Consider the following 22,020-nt stretch of genomic DNA (forward strand, 5'->3'; position numbering starts at 1 on the left):
GGAACAACCCCCGCCAACCCAAAGCCGGAAAACTCCGCCCCCTGCGCCGACCCGGAAACTCTTAGCGTGTTATTTATTCCGTTTCGTGAGCTGACCCCACCCTGCATGCGATGGCGTTCAGGATCTGAGTCGGAAATGGCTGTCAGGACGGCTTTTTACGGAGCCTGTTCCAGAAGCCAAAAAGCCATATAGGCAGAAACGCGCCGCCCAGGCTGAAGATGAGGGCCATGAGGACGACTGGCGCTGTGTTGGGCAGGAGCAGCAAATATATTAACGCATAACTCAGGCCCTCTAGGGCTGCCGCGCCGACGACCGCGAGCTTGGTCCTGCGATTCATATTCGCTGTTCGCGTTTGACGCTTCGCTATGGTCTCGAATGTCGCCCAAGCTAAGACCGACATTGTCCAGCTTGCGGGGATGACGAGGATCACCCCGAATCCGAGCTGTGTACCCACACTGTTTGTGAGAAACATCTGGCCGGTGAGGCTTACCAATGCCCAGCCAGCACCATAGTAGATGCCAAGTTGTAGCGCGCGGGACGCGCCCCAGAGGATCACCCGCCCTACAACCTCGAGCCGAGGAGTTTCGACTTTGTGACCTCCCACGCGGTGTGAGCTCAGTTGATCCACGCCCACGAGCCGTCGCCGGGATATCCACCGGCGGTACCGATGTAATTCTCGACGAATTGGCCCCAGTTGGACTTTGCGCCGAACTGGTAAGCCGCTTGCGGAACCCCTGCAGGATTCGAGTTCATGATGGAACCATAGACCGTGAATCGCATTGTTTCGTTGTTCAGGGGGTCTTCGGCTCCAGTCCACCAATCGAAACTAATCATGGATCCGGCACCATCGACAGGGCTTGCGGCTGCGTCGAACCAGAAGCCAGCGGAGTGTAAGTGAGGGCGTAGCAATGGTGGCCGCAGATACGGAGTTGAGGGGTGGCGTGGCCTGCACAAGTGTGTTTGAGGGTGGCGGAACCAGAGCGTTTTGTCGCTCATACCGTGGCCTCGCGTTCGTCGGGGAACAGTCCTTCTGGGGGCGCGGTGTAGGGCAGCAGGACGCCCTTCTTGTCTGCGCTGGCCGGGTCCATCTTGACGCCAGCAAACGGGCCGTCAGGGCTGAACAACACGCCCATGTGATGGTCGGCGTGGTCGCGCCACCAGACACTCATGCCGGTGCTCGGGTCTTGCCGCAGCTTCTCCCACGCGCGCCACAGAGCATCGAGACGGATCACGGCTTCGTCGTACTCCCACCACTTGGCAGCCCACACCCGTTGTCCGGGTGACAGCGGGCGGCGGTATGCACCGATCAGGTATTCGCGCACGAATTCATCGACGGAGCCGTAGTACAGCGGCGGCTCCGTCTCATCCGGTTCGGGGTCGTCGTTGATCGCGGCGAGTTGCTGCTTGACTGCATCGGTCGCGGCTGTCTCGACGCGGATGCGCAGATCGTCCAACAGGTCTTCATCTAATGCGTCGGCGACGGCCTCCTCGACAGCGTGCGAGACCACGGCCGTTACCTGCTTGCGGATGGCCTTCTGGAAAGACGCCGCCACCAGATCAGCCGTCAGCTCCCGCAGGTCGACGCCGAACGCCGAGCCCGGTTCGCGCCGCTCGCGCGGGCGCTCGGGCTCGTCGCCGTCGACGTCGGCGCCGAACGGTTCAGCCTCGATACCCGGCTCGTCGTCTCCCCAGCCGCTCATCAGGCGTCCCTCGTCGCTTCGGCATGCTCCACGGCCACCAGCTCGGTCTCTGCCTGCTGGATCGTCTGCTGCGCCTGAGGATCGTGCGCCGCGATCGACGCCTTGACTTGTTCGGCGTGCGGCCCCGTCATCCACGGCTGCGTGCGGATCAGCGTCGGGCGGTTGCCCGACGACAGAACCACGGCGCGACCCTTCGGCATGGCCGCAAGGTCGTCGACGCCGAGAATACGTTCACGGTGGAGCTGCTGATTCACGCTGCGCCCGCCGCGGCCGGACGACACCGACGACGACTGTCGGTCGTAGTCACCGATCAGCTTGGAAAGCTGTTCAAGGAATGCATCCTCCGACACGCCACCTCCGTAGACCTTGATGTTGGACGCGCTCCACAACTTGCGCATCCCGGACTCGCCCCACACATCGACGCCCTGTGACCAGGACTGCAAGATCGTCATGAGCACGATCCCACGCGACCCGTAGTGGCTGTAGAGGTTTGGCAGCTCGCGCCACCGGCAGACGTTCGCAGCCTCGTCGAGAACGCCCAGGAGCGGCACCGCAAGGCGACCGCCGGCAGAGCCAGCGGCCAGCTCCTCCGCGGCCTCCACCACCGCGACAGTGAGGGCGGTGACCAGGGGGCCGGCGGTGCCTCGACCTTCCTTGGAGAGCGAGTAGAGCGTGCCGCCATCGCGCACGAACGCAACCGGGTCGAAGTGGGGCCGGCGGTCGTCGGCGGAGGTTTCCCAGGTCGGGTTCACCCAGGCTGCCACCTGGCGGTTGGTGAGGCACGACGCCATCTGCTGCGCCGTGCCGTAGATGCCGCCACGCTGCTTCTCGGGAGCGTTGACCACGCCGCGTACCTGATCGGCCGTGAGCGTGTATCCGTGCGAGCGCAGGATACCGACAGGTTCATCCTCTGTCGGCTGCGTCAGCCACGAGTATACGTCGGTGATCGGACGCTGGTCGAGGGCCGCGGCGAGTAGGAGCCCCGCAAGGAGGTCTTGCCCCGCCGGGTCAAAGTAGGCATCCGTCTTGGCTCCCGGATCGCGTGAGCCCGACGCGAAGTGATCGGCCAGCTTGGCGGCCTTCACTTCATCGGTCACGTAGCTCAGAGGGTTCCACCACCACGTAGGGTTTTCCAGCGAGATTCCCTGAGGGTCGAACACCCACACCGGACCGGCCGAGGCACGGACGTCGCGTGTGGCGTCTACGACGTCGCGCTTGTTCGACGTCACGAGCACGCTACCGGGTGCGGTGAGGATAGCCGGCACGGCACGACTGGTCGTCTTACCCGTGCGCGGCCCCCAAATATCGATGTGCATGTCCTCCCACGTCCCGAACAACGGGGCGTTGCCGAGCGTCTTACCGATCGGCACACCGAAGCTGTCACGGACGCCGAGGCGTTCAGCCTGTTTGATGGCGTTTTGCTTGCTCACTCCCTCGATGTCTTTCCCACGGCCCATGTATGGCGCTGCACGATCGACCCGGGTCCGGCGCTTCCGGTAGCGGGTGAAGGCGATGAGGATCAGCACGAACAGCGCGAGGACGAGGGCGCCGAGCCCGGCGACGATGAACGTCCCGGCCGCCGGCCAGGCGAGCTGGCCGCCGAAGGTCTGCATGATGACCACGAACGGGTCTCCCGGCACGGCAACGCCGTCCTCGTCGATCGCGTGGCCGAGGTGCTGCGCCACGTTCACGACGATCAGGGCGATGAACACGCCGCCAATCGCGAGCATTAGAAGCAGGGTCTCGGTGGTGAATCCGCCGGGATCGCGCCGCCGGTTGTTGGGCTGGCTCATGACACCCTCTCCTCTCGCTCTTCGATAATCTCATCGACCACTTCGAGGGCACGCTGACCGACCCGCGACTGGGCGTGCCACAGCTTGTTGGTGTCGTTGGTCGATTTCTCGGTCTCGGTGAGTTTCACGGAGAGCGGAATGCCGGGCCGCCCGCCCACTTTGATGAGGAACTTTCCTCGTCCCGGAGGTTCGGTCTCCTGGCTTGTGGCGGGGTCCCACGACGGCGGGGCAGACCACCCCATCAACAGGTCTTGTTCTGCTTTGGAGACCGGCACCGCCGCCGACAACAGAGGTATTTCGGCTTGCGGAAGACCACCAATGATGACCATCCCGGCGCGCTCTACAAAACCTCGCGCCTTCATTCGCTCCTCTTCCGTTGGCAGGGAGTCCAGGTCGCGCATCGTGTGTGTAATCATCGCCTGGCCGACGCCGTACGAACGGTTTAGACGGGTGAGAGAGTCGACGCGGTCGACCATGCCTGGACCCGAGCGGAGTGCCTGCCACAGCTCGTCCATGACGACGAAGTAGTGCCGTTGTGGTTCTAGACCCGCGGCCGCCAGAGTGTTTGCGACGTTGACGGTCGCGAACCCGTTTGACCAGCAAGCCAACAGGGTTGCGGCGCGCAGGTCGACGTCGGTCTCTTTCAGCCCTGAGATGTCGTAGACCACTGGACGGTCACGCTGCATCGGGTTGGTGGTGGGTCGAGAGAACGTCTCTCCGAGACGTCCGCCACGCGCAAGGCTGATGAGCGAGGCTTCCAGCGCGCGGGTGATTCGCTGATACTGCGTGAAGTCCCCGCGGTCCACGGCGACTTCACGCAGCTCAGTTGGTCCTTGCTGCACTACTTCGAGGAGGTCAGCCAGGATGGGCACCCGGTCCGTAATCGTGCGGTCGAGCACACGCAAGCCTTGGTCGATGATCGACTCTTCGACGTCTGTCGGCGGTTCCTTGCGCAGGATAGACAGCAGCGCCGAGACCATAGTCAGCCGCCGACCGTGGGCGTCCGCCTCAATTTCCTTGGCCTCCTGATCGAACCCGGCGGCGCGCAGCTTGGCGGCCGCCTCAGTTGATTCTCCGGGATCGAGCACGTTCAGATTCCCGCGGCCACGGCCCAGCCGAATGACTTGGCCCCCCAAGGCCTTGATCAGGTCAACATAGTCGGGTTTGAGGTCTCCGAGAACGAACGGGATCGACCCGAAGCCGGAGAGCCCAGTAGCCATTCGGCGGACGAGGGTCGATTTCCCGAGTGCCGGGAGACCCATTATGAACACGCTGGGGTTGTTGATCAGTTTGGCGCGCTGAAACCACGAAATCGGGTCCCCGCAGACGGTCGCTCCCGTGTGGATGTGACGCCCGAGGGGAACGCCCACCATCGGCGTGCCGGCACCGATCGAGTACGGCCACAGGCCGCAGACTTGAACGGTGGTGCCACGCCATTCTGTAGGAGCGTGCACAAGCGTTGAAGAACCGCCCCCGCGGCCGATCCAGCCGCGCGCCGTAGGGCGCTTCGGTCGCACGGAAAGCTCTGGCGGTTCGTCGGCCGAGACGTTCGCATCGCGCCGGCTACGAGCGGGCTGGCGCGGTTGCTTGCGGCCGCTGAGGATGATGACAGCGATGATGATAGCCATCAGGACGACCAGGCCGCCGAGGCCTAATAGGGCGATCTGATCGGGGGTCATTACAGCTTCTCTCTGAGAGTCGAGGGAACTTGCATGTGCTTGGTCAACACGAGACCGAGTGGCAGTGCCGCAGCGAACGCGGAATCCTGCGACCCGTATACGGGCCGCAGTCGGAGCCGGGCCGTGGCCGAGAGGTTGTCGACTGCCGCGCGGGCGTCCTGTTCCTTGTGGGGGTCGATCACCGTCGCGGTGACCAGGATGGCGAAGTTCACCAGGCCGGCCCCGCTGGCCTCTTCTGAGGCCGTCGCCGCGGCCGCCCGGACAGCGAGCGTGTCGCGTGCCTGAGGCTTGCGCGTGGACGATGCGCGGAACTCAGCCGCTCGCAGGTCGGTTTCGACCATCGCCGCAGCACGGGCCGCGTCGACGGGCTTGTAGAGCAGGGTGACGCGCTTGCGCGCAATGTCCCGGTGTGGGGCGAGCAGCCGAGCGAGGACGCCCGACTGCACGTTGCCACGCGGCGCTTGTGTCATCGCCCAGGTGATCGAACGGGCCGAGTCGTGCTTGTAGCCATCCCACGACGCCTGAGCGGCCGTTGGGCCGACGTCGGTCCACAGTAGCTCGGGCACTTCGCCGTCAGCGTGTGCATCGTCGATCAGCGTCGCGGCCGCCGGGTCGTAGGCCACGCGGATCACTTCGCACAGCTCTTGCGCCGACAACGGGTGCGCAGCGCCCGCTCCGGTCGCCTGCAAGGTGGCCGTCAAACCGGCCAAACGTGATGCGAGCTCGTGCGCCATTTCGTCGGCCTCGCGACCCTTCGCACCCTTTCGGGGCGCGGCCGTGAACGTGAGTACGACATATGCCTTCACCGTCGAGGAGCCCGCCGGATACGTGACGACGGTTTCCCCAAGCATCGCCTTGGCAAACTCCGGGGCATTCGGATCGATGTTGGACTCGACCTCACGGCGCAGACGATGGCCCGAGTCGGGCGCAGTCTCGACCGTGACTGATGCGGCTTCCAAGTTGGGCTCATCGGCCAGGTTAGCCAGCCAGTGCCCCCAGTCGGCCACCCACATGTCGATCTGCTCCTGATCGACCAGGGCCGCACCATCCGGCTCGGTCCCGATAACGACCGAATACGTCTTGGTCTGAGGCGTGTAGAGCAGCGCGAACGGACGCGCGTACGAGTCCAGGTGCTCCGTGAGGCGCGTGGGAGCTGCGATTCCGGGGAGCTGATATGTACCCCACTCCGTGCGGCCCAGCGGCCCCGAGCGATACAAGTTTGACCCCCGCGACTTCGAGACGAACCAGCCCGCACGGGTCGATGCGCGGCTAAGTACGCTCCGCCCATCGCCGTCGCGGGTGACCATCAGCGCGATCACTACCGCCATACCCAAACCAGTGAAGAACGCGCCGAGCAGGCCCGCCGGGCTCATCAGCACGATCAGAACGAGGAATAGGCCGACGAACAGACCCACCGTTCCGACCGTGCCGAGGCCCAGTAGGCCGGGCGACGTTGGACGTCGCCAATTGCCGTAGGTGCGCAGACCCCGCAATGATGTATTTGCAGCGCTCATTAGTTATCGCTCCCTTCTCCAGTTGCTTGGTTGCCGACGTCTTGTGCGGCCCCCTTTGCTGCATCGCCAGCGGTCTTAGCCGCTCCGATCGCTGCACCCGCAGCTATTCCGATCGGCCCGCCCGCTGCACCTGCAGCAGATCCACCACCGGCCGCAGCAGCAGCTCCACCGCCGGCCGCCGCGCCACCCGCAGCAGCTCCACCACCCGCGGACGCACCGCCTCCGGCACCGCCACCGGCCGCCGCAGCTCCCGCTCCCGTCCCAGCCGAAGTCGCGCCGGAGCTGCTTGCAGCACCAGATGATCCGCTGGCATCAGCCGAAGGCGTGGACGACTGCTGCGCGCCAGTGCTACCCGAGGGACTACCGCTGCCGCCGCCGCTGTCGTCACCATCACCTCCACCACCTCCGCCGCCTGACCCGGAGGACAGGCGACCAAGGGCCGCTGCGCCGGACGGCAGAGCAGCCAGCGCTCCCAGCGCGAGAGCACCGCCCGCGCCGGCCGCCATGCTACCTACGAGCGGCGTCACGAATCTCATGAGCGCCGGCATCGCGAACAACGCCAGCACCATCAGCATGAGGCCGGTGAGTACGGCCAGGAGACCGGTTCCGTCATCTTTGAAAACGTCGGTGCCGGTGAGTTGGAACGCGGTTGCGTAGACGATCGCGGCGGCCGGCTTGTAGAGGATGAAAGCGATGAGCCATCCGACGTTCTTGTTGAACCAGCTTTTTCCCATTTCGGTGTTCGTGGCCGCCGCCGACAGAGGGAGAATGCCCGTCAGGATGACGAGCATCCCGCCGCGGGCGACCATCAGCACGATCTGGAACGCCGCCGCGAGTATCGCGATCAGGCCCAGAATAATGATGAGCAAGGCACCGAGGCCGCCAGCTTGCGGATTCGTCGTGAGAGCCAGTAGTGCAGCGATGTTGCCGCCGAAGCACGCCCCATCACCAGCGACGTCACAGTCCAGCGACCCGTTGATGATCCAGATCGAGAATTGATCGAACGCGGAGACAAGCAGCCCCACGATTGTCACACCAGACCCTGCCACGACGATCAGCGTCAACAGACTCTTGATCGTCTCCCGGCCAGGCTCGGCCCGCTGTTCCCACACCATCTTGGCCCCGCCGATCACGATCGAGACCACCGCAGCCGCTCCCATGTACCACCAGAGCGAGGACTGCAAAAAGAACACCGCGCCGCCCGCGCCCTGTGGGCCGGAGGGCAGAAGACCGGATACAAAGCCCGTCGCGCCGCCCATGAGGATCACCGCGCCCAAGATCAGGCCGATACGGCCGACCGCTGCGACACCCTCGCCATTCCGGATGCGCGTCGCGATCATTGCCCCCAAGATCACGATCGACAACGCCGCAATCGTGAACGATATCCAGGTGACATAACCGAGGATCGTCACAATGCCCTCAGACCCCGGAGCGGAGCTGCCGGCGCTGATCGTCGAGGTTTCGCCTCCCGAACCCGTGAGATTCGGGGTGCCAACGTTCACCCAAAGGGTTCCGAGCGATCCCACCGCCGTACCGAAGGCCTCGAGAACGGCATTAGCCATGTTCTCGATCGCGTCACCTACGGCGCTGTTCACCCATTCATCGACTGCGCAGTCCAGCTCCAAGAATCCGCAGTCTGCCTCGTCCATTGCTACTCAGCGCCCCAAGGCGTGTAGCCCGCCAGATTGGGGATTTGCGCGATGCGCGCGGGCTCAGGGTTGTTGCCGTCGAGCTTCCAATCGCCTGCAATCCAAATCAGCTCGAAGACGACCGAGCCCGTCACCACCTGACCGGCAGTAGTTCCTGCGAATGCAATGTCGATCCGTGCGGTGTCGCCTTCGTACGCCAGGACACGGAACCCGGCTACCGAAGCTCGAATTTCTGAGTCCGTTTCGTTGCCGGCCGACGCGAGGAGATCATTTCGATAAGTTCCCTCCGATAGTGAATAGTCGAGCCAGACTGCGCGCAGATCAGGTGCGAGGGCAGTAACCATGCCGTTTGCGGCAGCGAATAGAGCCCCCGTGGGTGAGTGCTGAAAGCAGAAACGATAGCCCTCCGGGGCTGTCGCTGCTGGCCCGGCTGTTGAGGACACAGGGTAGGAGTACACGTCTTGGTACTGCCACTCCGCTTGTGGGGCCGTCGTGACGGTGCCGGTCAATTCCTCGCCGTCGAGTCCACATGCACTCGCACCGCCCGAGTCTGCCGTAGGTTCGGCGGACGGGGCGGCGGTAGAACTACTGGTCGGATTGGGCTGCGCGTCGCCGCCGTCCCTCGTGGCGACGTTCACGCCCACGATGACGCCGGCAACGACGAGGGCTGCCACGACGACCGCCGCGACGATGAAGTTCGGGCGGGAGAAAGGGCTCTGCTCGTTCTCTTCGTCAGCCATGATCTAGCTCCTTACGCCCCGGCGAGTGTCGTAATCCACGCAGCTCCGGCGCCGATGACGATCGCGCCGCCCATCGGCCATAGGATTTTCGGCAGGGCGTCCTGGCCCTCGCCGCGGCGGAAGCTGATCGCGATGAGCGTTCCACCGATGATGATCGCGCCGCCGACGACGACGTAACCGATCCACTTCAACCAGGAGAGGATCGTGGTAACGCCTTCCGTACCGGGAGGCTGGACCGGGTCAGGGTCGGGAATCTGTAGGGGCAGTGACGCCGCGAAGTCGTTCGCCGCGTGCAGGATTTCCAGAGCGCTCATCGTGCTTCCTTCCAATTGTTGGTGCCGGCAGCACCAAGTCCGAGAATCACGCGCAGCTCGTCGACGAGTCGACGAACCTCGCGCGGGGCGTCAGCGAGAACCAACGGCTCCCCCAATCGCCACGGTTCTACCCACGGGACGTTCCACGTCCGGGGTACTCCCCCGCTCACGACCTGCGCCAGGTCGCGGATGGGGCGAGGCAAACGGCCCGGAGCGTCAGCGACGACGACCAGACCAAGAACATCGACCGAGGGCACCTGGCCAGAGGCCCACTGCATGATCGCGGCCTGCGCTGCTTTCAGCCCTCGTGCGTTGGATCGCGCAACAATCACCACCCGATCAGACCCCGGTGCGGCGGTGCGCGGCCACCCGTGGTCGGCCTCCGGCCACTCCGGGACCAACCCGGCCAAGCTCGACTCGCCCGAGCCTCCGTGCACACCGAGCCACCATAGTTCCGCCGGCCTTGCCTGCTCGACTACGCGGAGTTGGTCGACCTGATCTGGCACGGGAACGCCGCGCTGCGGGCTTGTGGGGCCGGTCAGCCGCGGCAGTGAGATGTCAGTGGTAGCTGCGATGCTTGGCGGGGGTGTCGTAGGCCGAGACAACCACGGGTTGTTCTGCTCTGTCACTATGCGCCTTCTCCCTCAATAATTGAGTGTGTAGTCACCTGCACCTCCATTGTAGGTCGTAAACCCAATAGGGAGCAATAGCATGCATCAGAACGTAACAAAGATATATATATATCAACATGCCTCTATATCGCCTACACTGGCACCATGCGTACGAGACTACGGGTACATCCAGTGACCTCAGGACTTGACGCTCTCTTTGAGGGGCGAAGTCCGACTCTCACCGTTCCAGACGTAGCCGAGCTGCTGGGAATGACCAAGCCTGGCGTCTACAAGTGGCTGAAAGACGGCGTCATACCCGGATACAAGGTCGGCTCCACCTGGTTCATCCTCCGCGATGAGCTGAAGCAGACCTTGGAAGCGGGAGCCAACACCGGCCACTCGCACGGGCCGACTGTCATCCACGGAACGGGCGTAGAGACCAGTACAAGCGCCGGAGAGTGACCATGAGGAAGATCGGGACCGCGGCACTAGTCATCGTCGCCCTAGCAACACTGAGCGCCTGCACACCCAGCAGTGACGACGAGGCGACTCCCACGCCCGTCAGCACCAGCGGCCCGATCTTCCCATCGGTCGACCCGAGCACCCTCAACCCCCCGCCTACCGGCGTTGTCGACGCAGACACCGGGGAGCTCTACGCCCCGCAGATCGTGGCCGTGTGGGACGACGAATCACGGGCCGGCGTCATCGCAGCCGTCGAGACCGCGATGACCGCGTACGCGCGCCCCGATCTGCCGTTCGATCAGTGGTGGGCCGCCGTGCAGCCCCTCCTCGATCAAAAGGCATCGCAGGATTACGCCTACATGGACCCAGCCCGCATCGTCGCAACGCAGCTCACCGGCAAGGGCGTCATCGTCGACGACACCAGCGCCTACGTCGCAACCGTCGAGGTGCCGACGAACGCCGGCACCTACAGCCTCATCCTGAGCCGCGTCGACGGCAAGGCACCCTGGCTCGTCAGCCGCTTCACGCTGCCGGAGGGGGTGAACTAACCGTGGCCGACGACAAGCCCAAGGGGGGCATTCTCGTCACCGCCGCGGTGCCCCTGATCGTTATCGGGATGGTGTTCAGCATCATCCTTGTAGGCAGCAGCAGTAGCGCTGCGTGCGGAACCGTGGCGGGTGGGTCGGGTGTTTCCATCGACCCATCGAAGGTGCCGGACACGACGATTGCCGGTTACGACCACGAGCAGCTTGTGAACGCTGCGAACGTCATGCAAGCCGGAAAAGACCTCGGACTCAACGTCCGAGACCAGACCATCGGCATCATGACGGCGATGGGCGAGTCCAGCCTGCGCAACATCGACTATGGCGACTGGGAGACCGGCGGCATCACCAACCCGGACGGGTCGGCTACGACCTCAATCGGTCTCTTTCAGCAGCAGGACGGATGGGGTACCCGCGAGGACCGGCTGAACCTCCACAGCACGTCGATGAAGTTCTTTCAGGCGATGACGGCCAAGGTGCCCGAGCGTGAGAACTTAGAGCCGACCATCGTCGCTCACCGCACGCAAGCCAACGCCGATCCGTATCACTACACCCCGTTCTGGGAGCCGGCCGTTCAGATCATCGAAGGCCTGGCCGGCGCCGATACCGGGCTCAACCCCGGCAGCGGCGCACCCGGTGCAGGCTGCGACACTCTCGTGCCCGGCCAGGTCAACCCGAACGGCTGGGCCGCCCCCGGCGCGGGACCAATCACCGACCCCTACGGGATGCGCCAGCACCCGATCACGGGCGAGTACAAAATGCACACCGGGACCGACCTTGCAGCCGGCGGCTGCGACGGCCCGACCTGGGCCGCTCAGGCCGGCGTCGTCAGCTCACGCGGATTCGACAGCGCCGGAAACGGCACCATCACCGTCGACCACGGCGGCGGAGTGCAAACCAAATACCTGCACATGTTCGACTCCGGGATGCTCGTCAACGTCGGAGACAAAGTCACCGCCGGACAGCAGATCGCCAAGACCGGATCGAGCGGCCAATCCACCGGCTGCCACTTGCACTTCATGGTCATCGTCAACGGCGAGACCGTCGACCCGGCCGCCTACATGGCCGAAGTCGGAATCACACTCGGATAGCAGAGGGAGAACAACATGACGAACACAGAGACCGTACCCACTTGGCCGAAGATCGACGCCCTCACCCGTGAGGACGGCAGCGGTGAGGTCACCATTAACGGAACCTTGCACCCCATCGAGACCAGCAACGTCGACGAGGCGCGCAGCGCGATCCTCGCCCGCGTCACCGACACGGCCGCGAAGATGCAGCGGCCCGTGCGCGTCACCACGACCGGCCCCGATGGGGCGTGGCCCCTGATCGTCCACCCGGACGGAACCGTGGAGCCCGACCCCGAGACCGACCCGACGCCTGCACCCGAGGCCGGTGAGGCGGCCCCTGAGGAGCCCGTGGAGGCTCCCGCTGCGCGGGTCATTGACCAGGTGCCGACCCTTCCTGCAGAAACGCCACCGGCGCCCTCCGCGCCGGTCTACAACGGCCCGACTCAGCCCGGCAACGAGTGGGTGCGCTCAGCGCCCGTCCACGCCCCAGACGACCAGCCACAGCCCCGCAGGGCCGCTCGACAGTCGTTCCTCACCCAGGAACAGACCGAGGAGCCCGCGACGCAGGGCTGGCGCGGCCTGCTCACCCGTACCGGAATCCGCATGACGCCCAGCGAGGACGAGCGCGCCGAGCGCCGTGATGTGCAGGCCGTTAGCCAGCACTGGCCTGGACCTCGCACGATCGCGATCGTCAACGGCAAGGGCGGCGCGGGCAAGACCCCCACGACCGTCCTTCTCGCGGCCGTGTTCGCCCGCTACGGCGGTGCCGGCGTCCTCACCTGGGACAACAACCAGACGCGCGGCACGCTCGGCTGGCGCACCGAACAAGGGCCACACGAGGCAACCCTGCTCGAGCTGCTCCCCCAGGTCGACCGCCTTCTGAGCACGGGCGCGCAGTCGGCCGACCTCGCCCACTACGTGCACCACCAGACCCGTGACCGGTTCGACGTCTTGCGCAGCAAGCCGATGGCCCTCGCGCACGAACAGCGCGTGGAACCCAGCGACGTCGATGCCATCCATGCCGTCGCCGCGAAGTACTACCGGCTGATCTTCATCGACTCCGGCAACGACGAGTCCGACCCGATGTGGCTGCGCATGATCGACCAGACCGACCAGCTCGTGGTCGCCACAACCACCCGCGACGACCACGCCGAAGCCGGCGCGCTCCTCCTGGAAGCACTGGCCGAACGCGACGAGAAGTCCGCCCAGCTCGCCAAGCGAGCCGTTGTCGTCGTCAACCAGGCCGACCCCAAAGCGGTGTCCTCCGACCTCGCGAGGGTTGCAGACGGCTACAGCGGCCTTGCCCTTGCAGCCGCTACCGTGCCGCACGACCCCGCGATGGTCGACGGCATTCTCCGGTACGGCTCCCTCCGCCCGGCGACACAGCGAGCATGGCTCGCAGCCGGCGCGGCCGTCGCAAGCGGCCTGTGAACGAAACCCGGCCAGTACCCGGTCCCCAACGGGTCGCGGACTGGCCGAAGATAACCGCGAAGCTCAACCTCGACGGCTCCGGCACCATCACCGTCAACGGCTCCGAACGGCCCTGTGCCGCAGCATCCGTCGAAGAGCTGCGCACTGGCATCACCGCCCGATGCGTCGCGATCGCCACCGGTATACGCCGGCCCGTTCGCCTGACCGTCACCGAGCCCTCCGGAACATGGCAGCTCGCCGTCCGCCCCGAGGGCGTCGTGCAGCTGCTCGACGACGCCGGCATGATCCCGCCGGCAGACGGCCTCACCGTCGACGAGGGCCGATGCCGGCACTGCCGGCGACTCCAGTCCGTCACAGAGACGCGCTGCGCCCAATGCGGAATCGCAGAGCCCCACCGCGTGGAACTCGCTCCCCTGACCTGCGCCGGGCCCGCACCGTTAGGCATTGACTCGGAACCGGAGCAGAGCCCGCCGGCCGTCGACGATCTGGCCTTGACACGGCTGTGCCCGCCCGTGCCGGACCGTCCGACACTTCGCCTGCATTTCAACACTCAGGAGACCGTCGACGTCACAGGGAACGCGGCCATTGGCCGCAACCCCTCATCGATAGACGGCCGGCACCCGGTCTCCGTCGCAAGTCCCGGCCGGATGCTCTCGCGCACGCACGCACGCACGCACGCCCTCCTCGACCTCGACGAAGCCGGCCATATTGTCGTCACCGACCACCACTCTGGGAACGGCGTCGAGACACTGACCGATCCGCCGATGTGGCTCATTCCCTTCCAGCCGTACGTGATTCAGTCAGGCACGACGCTGCGCATGGGAGACGTTGAATGCACACCCGAAGTTGTGTGCGACACGCCCACCTGAGAATGCCACTGTAGATGTAGATAAACGCAGTATGGTTGAGCCATGTCAAATCAGTACCGGCGACCACGGGGGACTCCGAAGGTTGCACTCAACCTCTTCGTGGCTCCTGACGTTAAGGAACTGATAGACACCTATGCCAGCCAGGCGAACGCGCCCCTCTGGGCCATTGTCGAGGCCGCGATCCGCGCCGGCCAACCCGGCTCAACAGGTGTTCCGGAGGGTTGGAAACTCCCGGAGCAACCTCAGCTAGACATCGACGCCGGAGGTGAGCCCCTGAGAAGGAGCGCATAGAACGAGCGAACCCCCCGCCCTGTATGGGCGAGGGGTTCAAAGCTAAGGCCTGATCTGAAGAAAGTTTGGCGACCGAAACAGATCAAGCGGAGCAAGAAACCGGCCGAGGGCCGGGGCCTTGTTGTACCTACCAGGCGAACCGAGGAGGTGACCCTATCGTAACCCCTAGTTCAAGTACTACGCATCTGCCGCGCCCATATTTTTGGGGCATCACCCAGCAAATGAGTCCGCGGCCGACCGTGCGCGTCGCCGCTGTCGACGCTTACGGCGACATCCTGAACGAGTACACCGGGCACCGTCGTATCACCGGGGCCGAGCCCGACCGCCCGTGGGCGGTCTACCTCGCCGGACCCGATGGCCTGTTCCGGCTACTCTGCTTCGACCTCGATTCCAAGAGCCCTGGCGCGGCCGGCGCGGCCGCCCGCGACGCCGACGTGATCGCCGGCCTCCTCGTCGACGTCGGCTTAGAGCCCGTCGTCTGCGCCTCCGGTCCCTCTGGCGGCCGTCACGTCTGGACTGCCCTGGCCGAGGGCGTCGACGCCGAGACCGTCGCTACCCTGGCTCGCCTCGCCAAGCACCTATGCCCCACCCTCGACCTGTCGCCGCTTAGCAACGCCGCCACCGGCTGCGTACGCCCCCCAGGAGCGCCCCACCGAGCCGGAGGCCACTCCACGGTCCTCACCGGTGAACTGCGCGCCCTCACCGAGCCCACGGGCACCGCAGCGCTCGTTCGCGCCCTGACCGAGCGCCTGGCGCGCCTCGTCGACGACGCCGAGCCCGCCCACACGACCGACCCGCACAAGCCGCTCCCGCTCGACGATCACTCCCGACTATACTTGCCCGGCGCCCGCCGCGAGCTTGCGGCCGTGAGCGCCGCTGCGCTGCGCGAAGATGCCGCCTCTGGCGATGCCTCCGCGGTCCTCTGGCGGGTGCTGATCGGAGCCGCGGCCGCCAGGTGGCGGCACGCCGACGTCGCCGCCCTCGTCGACACCGCGCCAGGCCTCGAACACGTCCGCAGTGAACGCGTCCGCGCCGCCCGGCGCACACGCGGCCGCACAGAGGCCGCCCGGACGCTGCGCCGGCAGTGGGACAAGGCCGTGACGTTCGTGGCCACGACCGATCGCCAGATTGGCGACGATCCCACGTTCGACCCTCGCGCCGACGCGATCGCCGCCCACGTACGCGAGCTGCAGGCCCACGCCGACGCGGCCGCCGGCCGCTGGACTCGCGGAGGCGGCCCCGCAGACCGCCGCATCCTCGACGTCCTGTGCGTCGTCGCCCTACAGGCCCTCAGCGGCTCCGTAGAGGCCGACACCCGCCGGCTGGCCCTGTTGGCTGGCATTGGCCGGGAGACAGCACGCACGGCGCTCCTGCGCCTCTCCGAGGACGGATGGATCGCCCACACCCGCGCAGCCGATGGCCCGCACGGAGCCCACTGGACAATCGACCCCCAGGCAGTTCTCCACAGCACCAAGGGTAAAAGTCGGTCACAAGCGGACCCGCGCCCCGCAGGGGCCGGGGCCGCAGAACGATCCACCCTCCTCAGAACTCTTACCACCCGGATAACTGACGCCGCCCACGACCTCTTCACGCTGGGACGCCCCGCACTTGGACACCACGCCGGCAACACCTACGCACGCACCAGATCAGAACCTCAGACCATCGACGACCTCTCCCGCGCCACCGGAGCCAGCACGGCACGAACCGCCCTCACCCTCGACCGCCTCACGTCGGCGGGAGTACTCGTGCGCAGCCGCGACGGATGGCGTCGAACCGCCGTCGACCGCCGTCGAGCCGCGGCGGTGCGTGCCGGCATCGACGGCTGCCTGGTCGAGCGCACCGAGCGCTACGGTATCGAGCGCGAGCTATGGGCGTGGTGGCGAGCCGAAGAGGCGTGGATGCGTGCCCCTCGCCGCACCAGCTCGAATGGTCGACCCGGCCGCGGACAGCTCGCCCTCGTCCCTGACGACGGCACACACGCCTACGGCCGACACCCCCGCCGGGACGATGGACGGCTGGACTGGCGCGCAGCTCGCCGCGAAGTTGAAGATGAACGCGGCGGCGTGGCCCGCCGTCATTGGGCCGGTGAATCCGTCGACGCCGACGACCGAATGCTGTACGACACGCTCAGAGCCGACCGGATCGCCTGAACGAGTCGGAAGATGCTCCCGGTCAGCACGGGGGCATTGACCGGGAGCCATCGACAAGGGGGGACCTGTCGAGATTCAGCATAGCCAAGAGCATTCCCCACCCCCAAAGTGCACAGCCCCGCTATTGCAAGGCTGGCCTGCACACAGTGGGGACGGACGAGCTGCACTAGAAAAAGCTCGCGGCCGGCCATCGACCGGCGAACCCTGCGGCCCTGCGGGCCGTGCTTGACGTCCGCTGCGCAGCCGACCTCTGCCGCGCCTGCGGCGCTCGTTCTTTTACCGTGAAGCCTTCGGCAGCATACGTTCGGTCAACCGTCGCGCAATCGGCTGCGCCGACGTCTCCCCCGAGATTTTCGGCACGCGGTCGCTGCGCTCCCTTATCTCGCGCCGAAATTCTCTCCTCCACCGCCCCTTCGGGGTTGCGAGCCGGCCGCCCTCTCTAGCGGCGGTAAACCGCCTTCACGGCAAAAAAACGTGGAGGAGGGTCGGGATAGTGGCCCTAACAGTACTAATACCGTTGGAGGTAGCGAGATGGTCCGCAAAGTCAAGAACACCAAGAGCCCCGAAGAGCGTCGAGCCGAGGCTGAGGCGCTGCAAGCGACGATCGCGGAACAGGTCGAGGAGCTGCGCGAGTCCGAGACGTGGGCGCGATTCCTGACGTTCGCGCAGTCGTTCCACCGCTACAGCCTGGGAAACCTGCTGCTGATCTTCTCCCAGTGCCCCGAAGCGTCCCACGTCGCCGGTTACCGGACCTGGCAGAAGCTCAACCGCCAGGTCCGCAAGGGAGAGACCGGCATCCGCATCTTCAGCGGCCGCGACGTGTGCGAGACCGTCGAGAACGAAAAGACCGGCGAGGAGGAAGAACAGCGCCGCGTCCGATTCTTCCCGGTCTCCGTGTTCGAGCTGGGACAGACCGACGTCATCGACGAGGAGGAAGGCGACCCGGCCGAGCTCGCCCAACAGCTCACCGGAGAGGACCCCGCGGGCATCCTCGACGCCGTAACCGACTACCTCACCGGCAAGGGCTGGACCGTCGAGCGCGAGAAGATCGCCGGAGCCGCCAACGGCTACATGACGATGGACGGAACGCAGCGCGTCGTGATCGACGCCGACCTCTCCCCCGCCCAGGCAGCCAAGACCGCACTGCACGAAGCCGCCCACGTCCTGCTGCACGCAGACGACGAGCCCGGCGAGTACGTCGAGCACCGCGGCATCAAAGAGACCGAAGCCGAGAGCGTCGCCTACATCGTCGCGGGGACTCTCGGACTCGACACCAGCGATTACAGCGTGGGCTACGTCGCCGGGTGGAGCAACTGCGAGGCCGCGACCATCAAGGCCACCGCGGCCAACGTGCTGCGCGCCGCGTACGCCCTGGCCGACGCTCTCACCGAGACCGAAGAAGCCGCCTAGGCCAATAGTACTATTACCGTTGCAATCCCGCAGTGGTAATAGTACTATTAGGGGTAGGGAATCGAGGAAGAACATTGACGATCCGCACCGCTGGAACCGTGACCATCACCACCCGCGCTTGCATATTCTGTGGCAAGACGAGCGCCGTCGAACTCACGCGCGACCAGGCCGACGCTATCGCCGCCCGCACGCTGATTCAGGACGTGCTGCCCGACGTCGAGCCGGCCACGCGCGAGTTACTGATTTCCGGCACGCACCCGAGCTGCTGGGTCGAGGCGTTCGGATGACCGACACCGACCGAGGCGCAGCTAATAGTACTGATAGTACCAATAGAGCAGGAGCCCCGACCATGATCGACCTCGACTGCATCGGCATTGAGTCCACCAACTGGGCCGCCGAGCGCGTCCGCGAGCTGCACCCGCTCCCGGCCCGCTCACTCTCCGAAATGCCCTCGAAAGAATCCGACAAGTGGCTAGGCGAGCTGCACGAGCACATCGAGGGATGTCTCGGAGTCATCGGCGCGCTGCGCCGCCCTGGCCGGGCATGGGTCGACGTGCAGCTAGCCTCCGGCCGCTAGCCTCCGGCCGCTGGGTCGGGAAGTGGATCGAGGGATGCCCCAGTGAGGCCGCCGTGTCGTGCGCCTACTGGCACAGTGAACCCGTCATCGCCGCCGGGATCGGCCTCAAAGACTCCACCCAGGCCGCGGAGGCCCACCAGGCGCGTTTAGATTCCGGCGACCTCCTCGCCCTGCTGGGAGACGACTGGTGATCGGGCCGAGCTGCGCGCGGCCGCGAGGGGGCGACCCCCTCGCCCTCCCCCCAGGCTCAGGCGCGACGGAGCGCGCCCGAACTGATCGACAGCCGCTCCGCGGCCGGCCTTTGTCGCGCCTGCGGCGCTCGTTTTTTTGCCGTGAAGCCTTCGGCGGCTCGTTCGCTGCGCTCTCTCGTAGCCACCTACGGGTCTTCGTTCAAGTGGCTTCGTCACCGGCTCCCCCGAGATTTTCGGCACGCGGTCGCAAGCTCCCTTATTTCGGGCCGAAATTCTCTCCTCCACCGCCCTGCGGGTTGCACTACGCCCTCCGGTCGCTAAGGCGGAAAAACGCCTTCACGGCAAAAAACGTGGGGATGGGAGGATTTCAGAATGTTGACAGTCACCGTGTACACAACCGGCCCGAGCTGCATCCGCTGCAAGATGACCAAGGACGTGCTGACCAAGAAGGGCGTCGAGTTCGTCGAGGTCGATATCCGAGACAACCCCGCAGCGCACGAGTACGTCACCGAGGAGCTTGGATACACCGCGGCCCCCGTCGTCGTGGTCGAGGACGGCACAGGCGAGGATCACTGGTGCGAGTTCCGGCCCGACCAGATCGAGCGCGTCGCCAAGGCCAACCAGGCAGAGGCCTACGCGGTCCCTGTCGACCCGATGGACGAGCTGGGTTGCGAAAGCTGCCAGTAAGTTGACACCGTGCACCGGTAATAGTACTATTAGTACTAACAGAGTTGAGAGGAATCAACCATGACGAACTACGAACTGACCCCGTGCGACACTGGAGCACGCTTCGAACCCAAGACGTGGGTCGACGCCGAGGGAGTCTCCGGGGAAGAGACCCGCCGCCCGGCCACCGCCGACGACTACGGGCGCGTGGACTTCGACGAGTTCGACACGACCGCCGCCACTGTCTGGATGGAGCCGGACGGACTGGGCGGGTACGTGCTGCACATCACCGCGCACACCGAAGGAATCTCAATCGCCGTCGATGGTGAGTACATCACCCCTCACGCCAACTAACCCCGATAGTACTATTAGTACTGACCGAGAGGAAGAATCATGGCAACCATCATCGTGAAGCGACTGGCCGACTTGCAGGCAGGCGATAGCCTGCTAAGCCTCGACGGTTGCCCGTACAAGACCCCGCTGTGGGTCAGTGATCCACTGGGGCCGATCGCGGGAGGGATCGCCCGTGCAGGGCGTCCGCGTCGTGAACCCCAACCCGAACAGCGACGTGGAGTGGGTTTTCTACCCGTCCCAGGTCGACGGCCACACATTGGAGGTCGAGCGCTAGAAACCTTTTGTCATCTATTACCGCTAACAGTACTATTAGAGTTACCAACCGAATCCCAGGGAGGGAATCATGAGCTACATCACCCGCACCGGCAACTTCGCCGCAAAGCCCGAGCTGCGACAGGGGGAGCGTGGCCCGTACACCTACGCCCGCGTCCTCGTCAGCGACAGCATCCGCCAGGATGACGATACGTACACCGATGGCCCCACCGTGGCCTACGACGTGTCCTTGAGCGGATCGCAGGCAACGAACCTCGTCGAGGCCGCTGAGCGCAGCGGAAACATCCGCATCACGTTCACCGGCACCTACCGCGTCACCGAGTACAAGGGAGAGCAGGGAACGCGCCTACAGCACGAGGTCCGCGCCGATGACGTCGCCGTGAGTCTCCGCGGCCAGGCCGTCACCGTCGAGCGCAACGCCCGCAGCGAGAGCGACGACACCCCGTTTTGACCAGGTGGAGGACGGGCGGCCATTCGAGCGCCCTCCTCTTACCGGCAACAGTACTATTAGTTCTATTGGAGGTAACACCCGTGACAGCTCAAATTTTCGCCCTCTGCAACCAGAAGGGCGGCGTAGGCAAGAGCACAACCGCGTTCCAGTTCGCACGATCCGCAGTGCTCGCCGGACGCCGTGTGCTCGCCGTTGATCTTGACCCGCAAGGCAATCTCACCAGCAACGCAACAGCAGAGCCCGTCGAGGACGATCAGGCAGGCCTCGCCGACGCTCTCAGCTCCCGAGCAACCGAGACCATCCGCGATGTCATCGTGCCGGGCGTCTGGCCTGGCCTCGACGTCGTACCCACGAGTGGCGTCACGCTCGGCGCTGTACGCGACGAGCTAACGATCGCCGGGGCGGGCCGAGAGGTCCGTTTGCGCGAGGCGCTGGCCGCCGTGGCGGACGACTATGACCTGATCCTGATCGACTGCGCCCCATCACTCGACCAGCTCACGATCAACGCCCTGACGGCCGCTCAGGGAGTCGTCGTGGTCACTCACGCGAAGAAGTGGAGTCTTGACGGGCTGTCACAACTCCTCGACACCATCGACAGCGTGAAGAGCTACTACAACCAGGCATTGCGCGTCGCCGGGATCGTCGTCAACCAGTACGAAGAACGCACCGTGGGCGCTCAGCAGTGGCTTGCCGACCTCGAAGGCGTGGCCGAGACCCGCGGCCTGCCATTGCTTATCCCGCCCATTCCGAAGCGCGTCGTTATTTCCGACGCCACCGAGGCCTCACGAGGCCTCGACGAGTGGGGGAGCGCCGAGGCGGCCGCGCTCGGAGTCATCTACGCCGGCCACCTCGCCAGCATCGAAGGAGAGCCGTCATGAGCACCCGCCCCGCACCCCGCAAGTCCAGCCTGACTGGATCGAGCCCCATCGCACCGCCGCCCCCCGCAGCGGCAGAGCCGACCGCACCCGCGGTGGCCGAGGTCGAGCACCCGACACCCGCGCCGAAGGCCAAGAGCAGCCCGGCCGCGGAGCCGGCGACCACGGGTTCAGGCAAGAAATACCCGCACAAAGTGAGCTTCTACCAGGACGCTGCCGACACCGCTCGCATCCGCGGTGCGATCCTGCACACCCAGGTCAGTGAGGGATCGCGATCGCTTTCCCAATTCATCGACCATGCCGTGATGGAGAAGGTCGCAGCCCTCGAAGCGAAGTACAACGGCGGCGAGCCGTTCCCGGCCATTGGAGCGCGCGAGTTGCCCCAGGGGCGACCGATGGGGGAGTAAT

General features: G+C 65.5%; 25 protein-coding genes. 15 read left to right on the forward strand and 10 right to left on the reverse strand.

The features are described 5' to 3' along the window. Window positions 1-142 precede the first annotated feature (142 nt). From D6T64_RS04040 to D6T64_RS23500, 10 genes are all read right to left on the reverse strand, one after another. Entirely contained in the window at window positions 143-556 is a 414-nt protein-coding gene (locus D6T64_RS04040) for a hypothetical protein (RefSeq protein WP_119971999.1), read from the reverse strand. Between the two features lie 59 nt (window positions 557-615). After that, entirely contained in the window at window positions 616-753 is a 138-nt protein-coding gene (locus D6T64_RS22500; RefSeq protein ID WP_158594795.1) for a hypothetical protein, read from the reverse strand. Window positions 754-992: 239 nt separating this feature from the next. After that, a complete protein-coding gene (locus D6T64_RS04045; protein WP_119972003.1) occupies window positions 993-1,700 on the reverse strand; it encodes a DUF4913 domain-containing protein in 708 nt (235 codons plus the stop codon). Then, window positions 1,700-3,493 (reverse strand): TraM recognition domain-containing protein, encoded by a 1,794-nt coding sequence (locus tag D6T64_RS04050; protein WP_119972006.1) that lies wholly within the window; start codon window positions 3,491-3,493, stop codon window positions 1,700-1,702. The genes D6T64_RS04045 and D6T64_RS04050 overlap by 1 nt, the downstream gene beginning before the upstream one ends. Next, on the reverse strand, window positions 3,490-5,172 hold the full coding sequence (locus D6T64_RS04055) for an ATP/GTP-binding protein (protein WP_119972009.1): 1,683 nt from the start codon (window positions 5,170-5,172) through the stop codon (window positions 3,490-3,492). Before D6T64_RS04055 ends, D6T64_RS04050 begins: the two co-directional genes overlap by 4 nt. Beyond that, the gene (locus D6T64_RS04060) at window positions 5,172-6,686 is read right to left on the reverse strand and encodes an SCO6880 family protein (RefSeq protein ID WP_199719047.1); all 1,515 of its coding nucleotides are present in this window, start codon (window positions 6,684-6,686) and stop codon (window positions 5,172-5,174) included. Before D6T64_RS04060 ends, D6T64_RS04055 begins: the two co-directional genes overlap by 1 nt. Then, window positions 6,686-8,335: a hypothetical protein gene (locus tag D6T64_RS04065; protein WP_199719048.1), complete on the reverse strand. Its 1,650-nt coding sequence runs from the start codon at window positions 8,333-8,335 to the stop codon at window positions 6,686-6,688. The genes D6T64_RS04060 and D6T64_RS04065 overlap by 1 nt, the downstream gene beginning before the upstream one ends. A gap of 2 nt (window positions 8,336-8,337) precedes the next feature. Further along, the gene (locus D6T64_RS04070) at window positions 8,338-9,075 is read right to left on the reverse strand and encodes a hypothetical protein (RefSeq protein WP_119972012.1); all 738 of its coding nucleotides are present in this window, start codon (window positions 9,073-9,075) and stop codon (window positions 8,338-8,340) included. A gap of 11 nt (window positions 9,076-9,086) precedes the next feature. Then, window positions 9,087-9,389, reverse strand: coding sequence for a hypothetical protein (locus tag D6T64_RS04075; protein ID WP_119972015.1), 303 nt, complete (start codon window positions 9,387-9,389; stop codon window positions 9,087-9,089). Continuing rightward, window positions 9,386-10,018 carry a DUF6668 family protein gene (locus D6T64_RS23500; RefSeq protein WP_325049765.1) on the reverse strand — a complete coding sequence of 211 codons (633 nt, stop codon included), beginning with the start codon at window positions 10,016-10,018 and terminating at the stop codon, window positions 9,386-9,388. Before D6T64_RS23500 ends, D6T64_RS04075 begins: the two co-directional genes overlap by 4 nt. A gap of 147 nt (window positions 10,019-10,165) precedes the next feature. Here D6T64_RS23500 and D6T64_RS23390 point away from each other — a divergent pair, with 147 nt between their 5' ends. From D6T64_RS23390 to D6T64_RS04150, 15 genes are all read left to right on the forward strand, one after another. Further along, window positions 10,166-10,462 (forward strand): helix-turn-helix domain-containing protein, encoded by a 297-nt coding sequence (locus D6T64_RS23390; protein ID WP_119972018.1) that lies wholly within the window; start codon window positions 10,166-10,168, stop codon window positions 10,460-10,462. A gap of 2 nt (window positions 10,463-10,464) precedes the next feature. After that, window positions 10,465-11,010, forward strand: coding sequence for a hypothetical protein (locus tag D6T64_RS04090; RefSeq protein ID WP_119972021.1), 546 nt, complete (start codon window positions 10,465-10,467; stop codon window positions 11,008-11,010). 2 nt (window positions 11,011-11,012) lie between these two features. After that, window positions 11,013-12,095: a M23 family metallopeptidase gene (locus D6T64_RS04095; protein ID WP_233550821.1), complete on the forward strand. Its 1,083-nt coding sequence runs from the start codon at window positions 11,013-11,015 to the stop codon at window positions 12,093-12,095. Between the two features lie 15 nt (window positions 12,096-12,110). Further along, window positions 12,111-13,505, forward strand: a complete 1,395-nt coding sequence (locus D6T64_RS04100; protein ID WP_119972026.1) for an AAA family ATPase — start codon at window positions 12,111-12,113, stop codon at window positions 13,503-13,505. Beyond that, a complete protein-coding gene (locus D6T64_RS04105; RefSeq protein WP_147364454.1) occupies window positions 13,502-14,374 on the forward strand; it encodes an FHA domain-containing protein in 873 nt (290 codons plus the stop codon). Before D6T64_RS04100 ends, D6T64_RS04105 begins: the two co-directional genes overlap by 4 nt. A gap of 512 nt (window positions 14,375-14,886) precedes the next feature. Continuing rightward, window positions 14,887-16,815, forward strand: coding sequence for a hypothetical protein (locus D6T64_RS04110; protein ID WP_233550822.1), 1,929 nt, complete (start codon window positions 14,887-14,889; stop codon window positions 16,813-16,815). A gap of 531 nt (window positions 16,816-17,346) precedes the next feature. Next, complete coding sequence (locus tag D6T64_RS04115) at window positions 17,347-18,225, forward strand: ArdC-like ssDNA-binding domain-containing protein (protein ID WP_119972032.1); 879 nt, start codon at window positions 17,347-17,349, stop codon at window positions 18,223-18,225. Between the two features lie 98 nt (window positions 18,226-18,323). After that, window positions 18,324-18,512 carry a hypothetical protein gene (locus D6T64_RS04120; RefSeq protein WP_147364455.1) on the forward strand — a complete coding sequence of 63 codons (189 nt, stop codon included), beginning with the start codon at window positions 18,324-18,326 and terminating at the stop codon, window positions 18,510-18,512. A gap of 62 nt (window positions 18,513-18,574) precedes the next feature. Continuing rightward, the gene (locus tag D6T64_RS04125; RefSeq protein WP_119972041.1) at window positions 18,575-18,802 is read left to right on the forward strand and encodes a hypothetical protein; all 228 of its coding nucleotides are present in this window, start codon (window positions 18,575-18,577) and stop codon (window positions 18,800-18,802) included. 53 nt (window positions 18,803-18,855) lie between these two features. Then, window positions 18,856-18,993 carry a hypothetical protein gene (locus D6T64_RS22505; protein ID WP_158594796.1) on the forward strand — a complete coding sequence of 46 codons (138 nt, stop codon included), beginning with the start codon at window positions 18,856-18,858 and terminating at the stop codon, window positions 18,991-18,993. Window positions 18,994-19,365: 372 nt separating this feature from the next. Next, window positions 19,366-19,680: a glutaredoxin family protein gene (locus D6T64_RS04130; protein WP_233550823.1), complete on the forward strand. Its 315-nt coding sequence runs from the start codon at window positions 19,366-19,368 to the stop codon at window positions 19,678-19,680. 60 nt (window positions 19,681-19,740) lie between these two features. Further along, window positions 19,741-20,013, forward strand: a complete 273-nt coding sequence (locus tag D6T64_RS04135) for a hypothetical protein (protein ID WP_119972045.1) — start codon at window positions 19,741-19,743, stop codon at window positions 20,011-20,013. 343 nt (window positions 20,014-20,356) lie between these two features. Continuing rightward, window positions 20,357-20,737, forward strand: a complete 381-nt coding sequence (locus D6T64_RS04140) for a single-stranded DNA-binding protein (protein WP_119972048.1) — start codon at window positions 20,357-20,359, stop codon at window positions 20,735-20,737. An 80-nt stretch (window positions 20,738-20,817) separates the two neighbouring features. Continuing rightward, window positions 20,818-21,615, forward strand: coding sequence for a ParA family protein (locus D6T64_RS04145; RefSeq protein WP_119972051.1), 798 nt, complete (start codon window positions 20,818-20,820; stop codon window positions 21,613-21,615). Then, window positions 21,612-22,019, forward strand: coding sequence for a ParB family protein (locus tag D6T64_RS04150; RefSeq protein WP_119972055.1), 408 nt, complete (start codon window positions 21,612-21,614; stop codon window positions 22,017-22,019). The genes D6T64_RS04145 and D6T64_RS04150 overlap by 4 nt, the downstream gene beginning before the upstream one ends. The last annotated feature ends 1 nt before the right edge of the window (window position 22,020 follow it).

It is taken from the genome of Cryobacterium melibiosiphilum (genome assembly GCF_003602235.1).
Classification (GTDB): Bacteria; Actinomycetota; Actinomycetes; order Actinomycetales; family Microbacteriaceae; genus Cryobacterium; species Cryobacterium melibiosiphilum.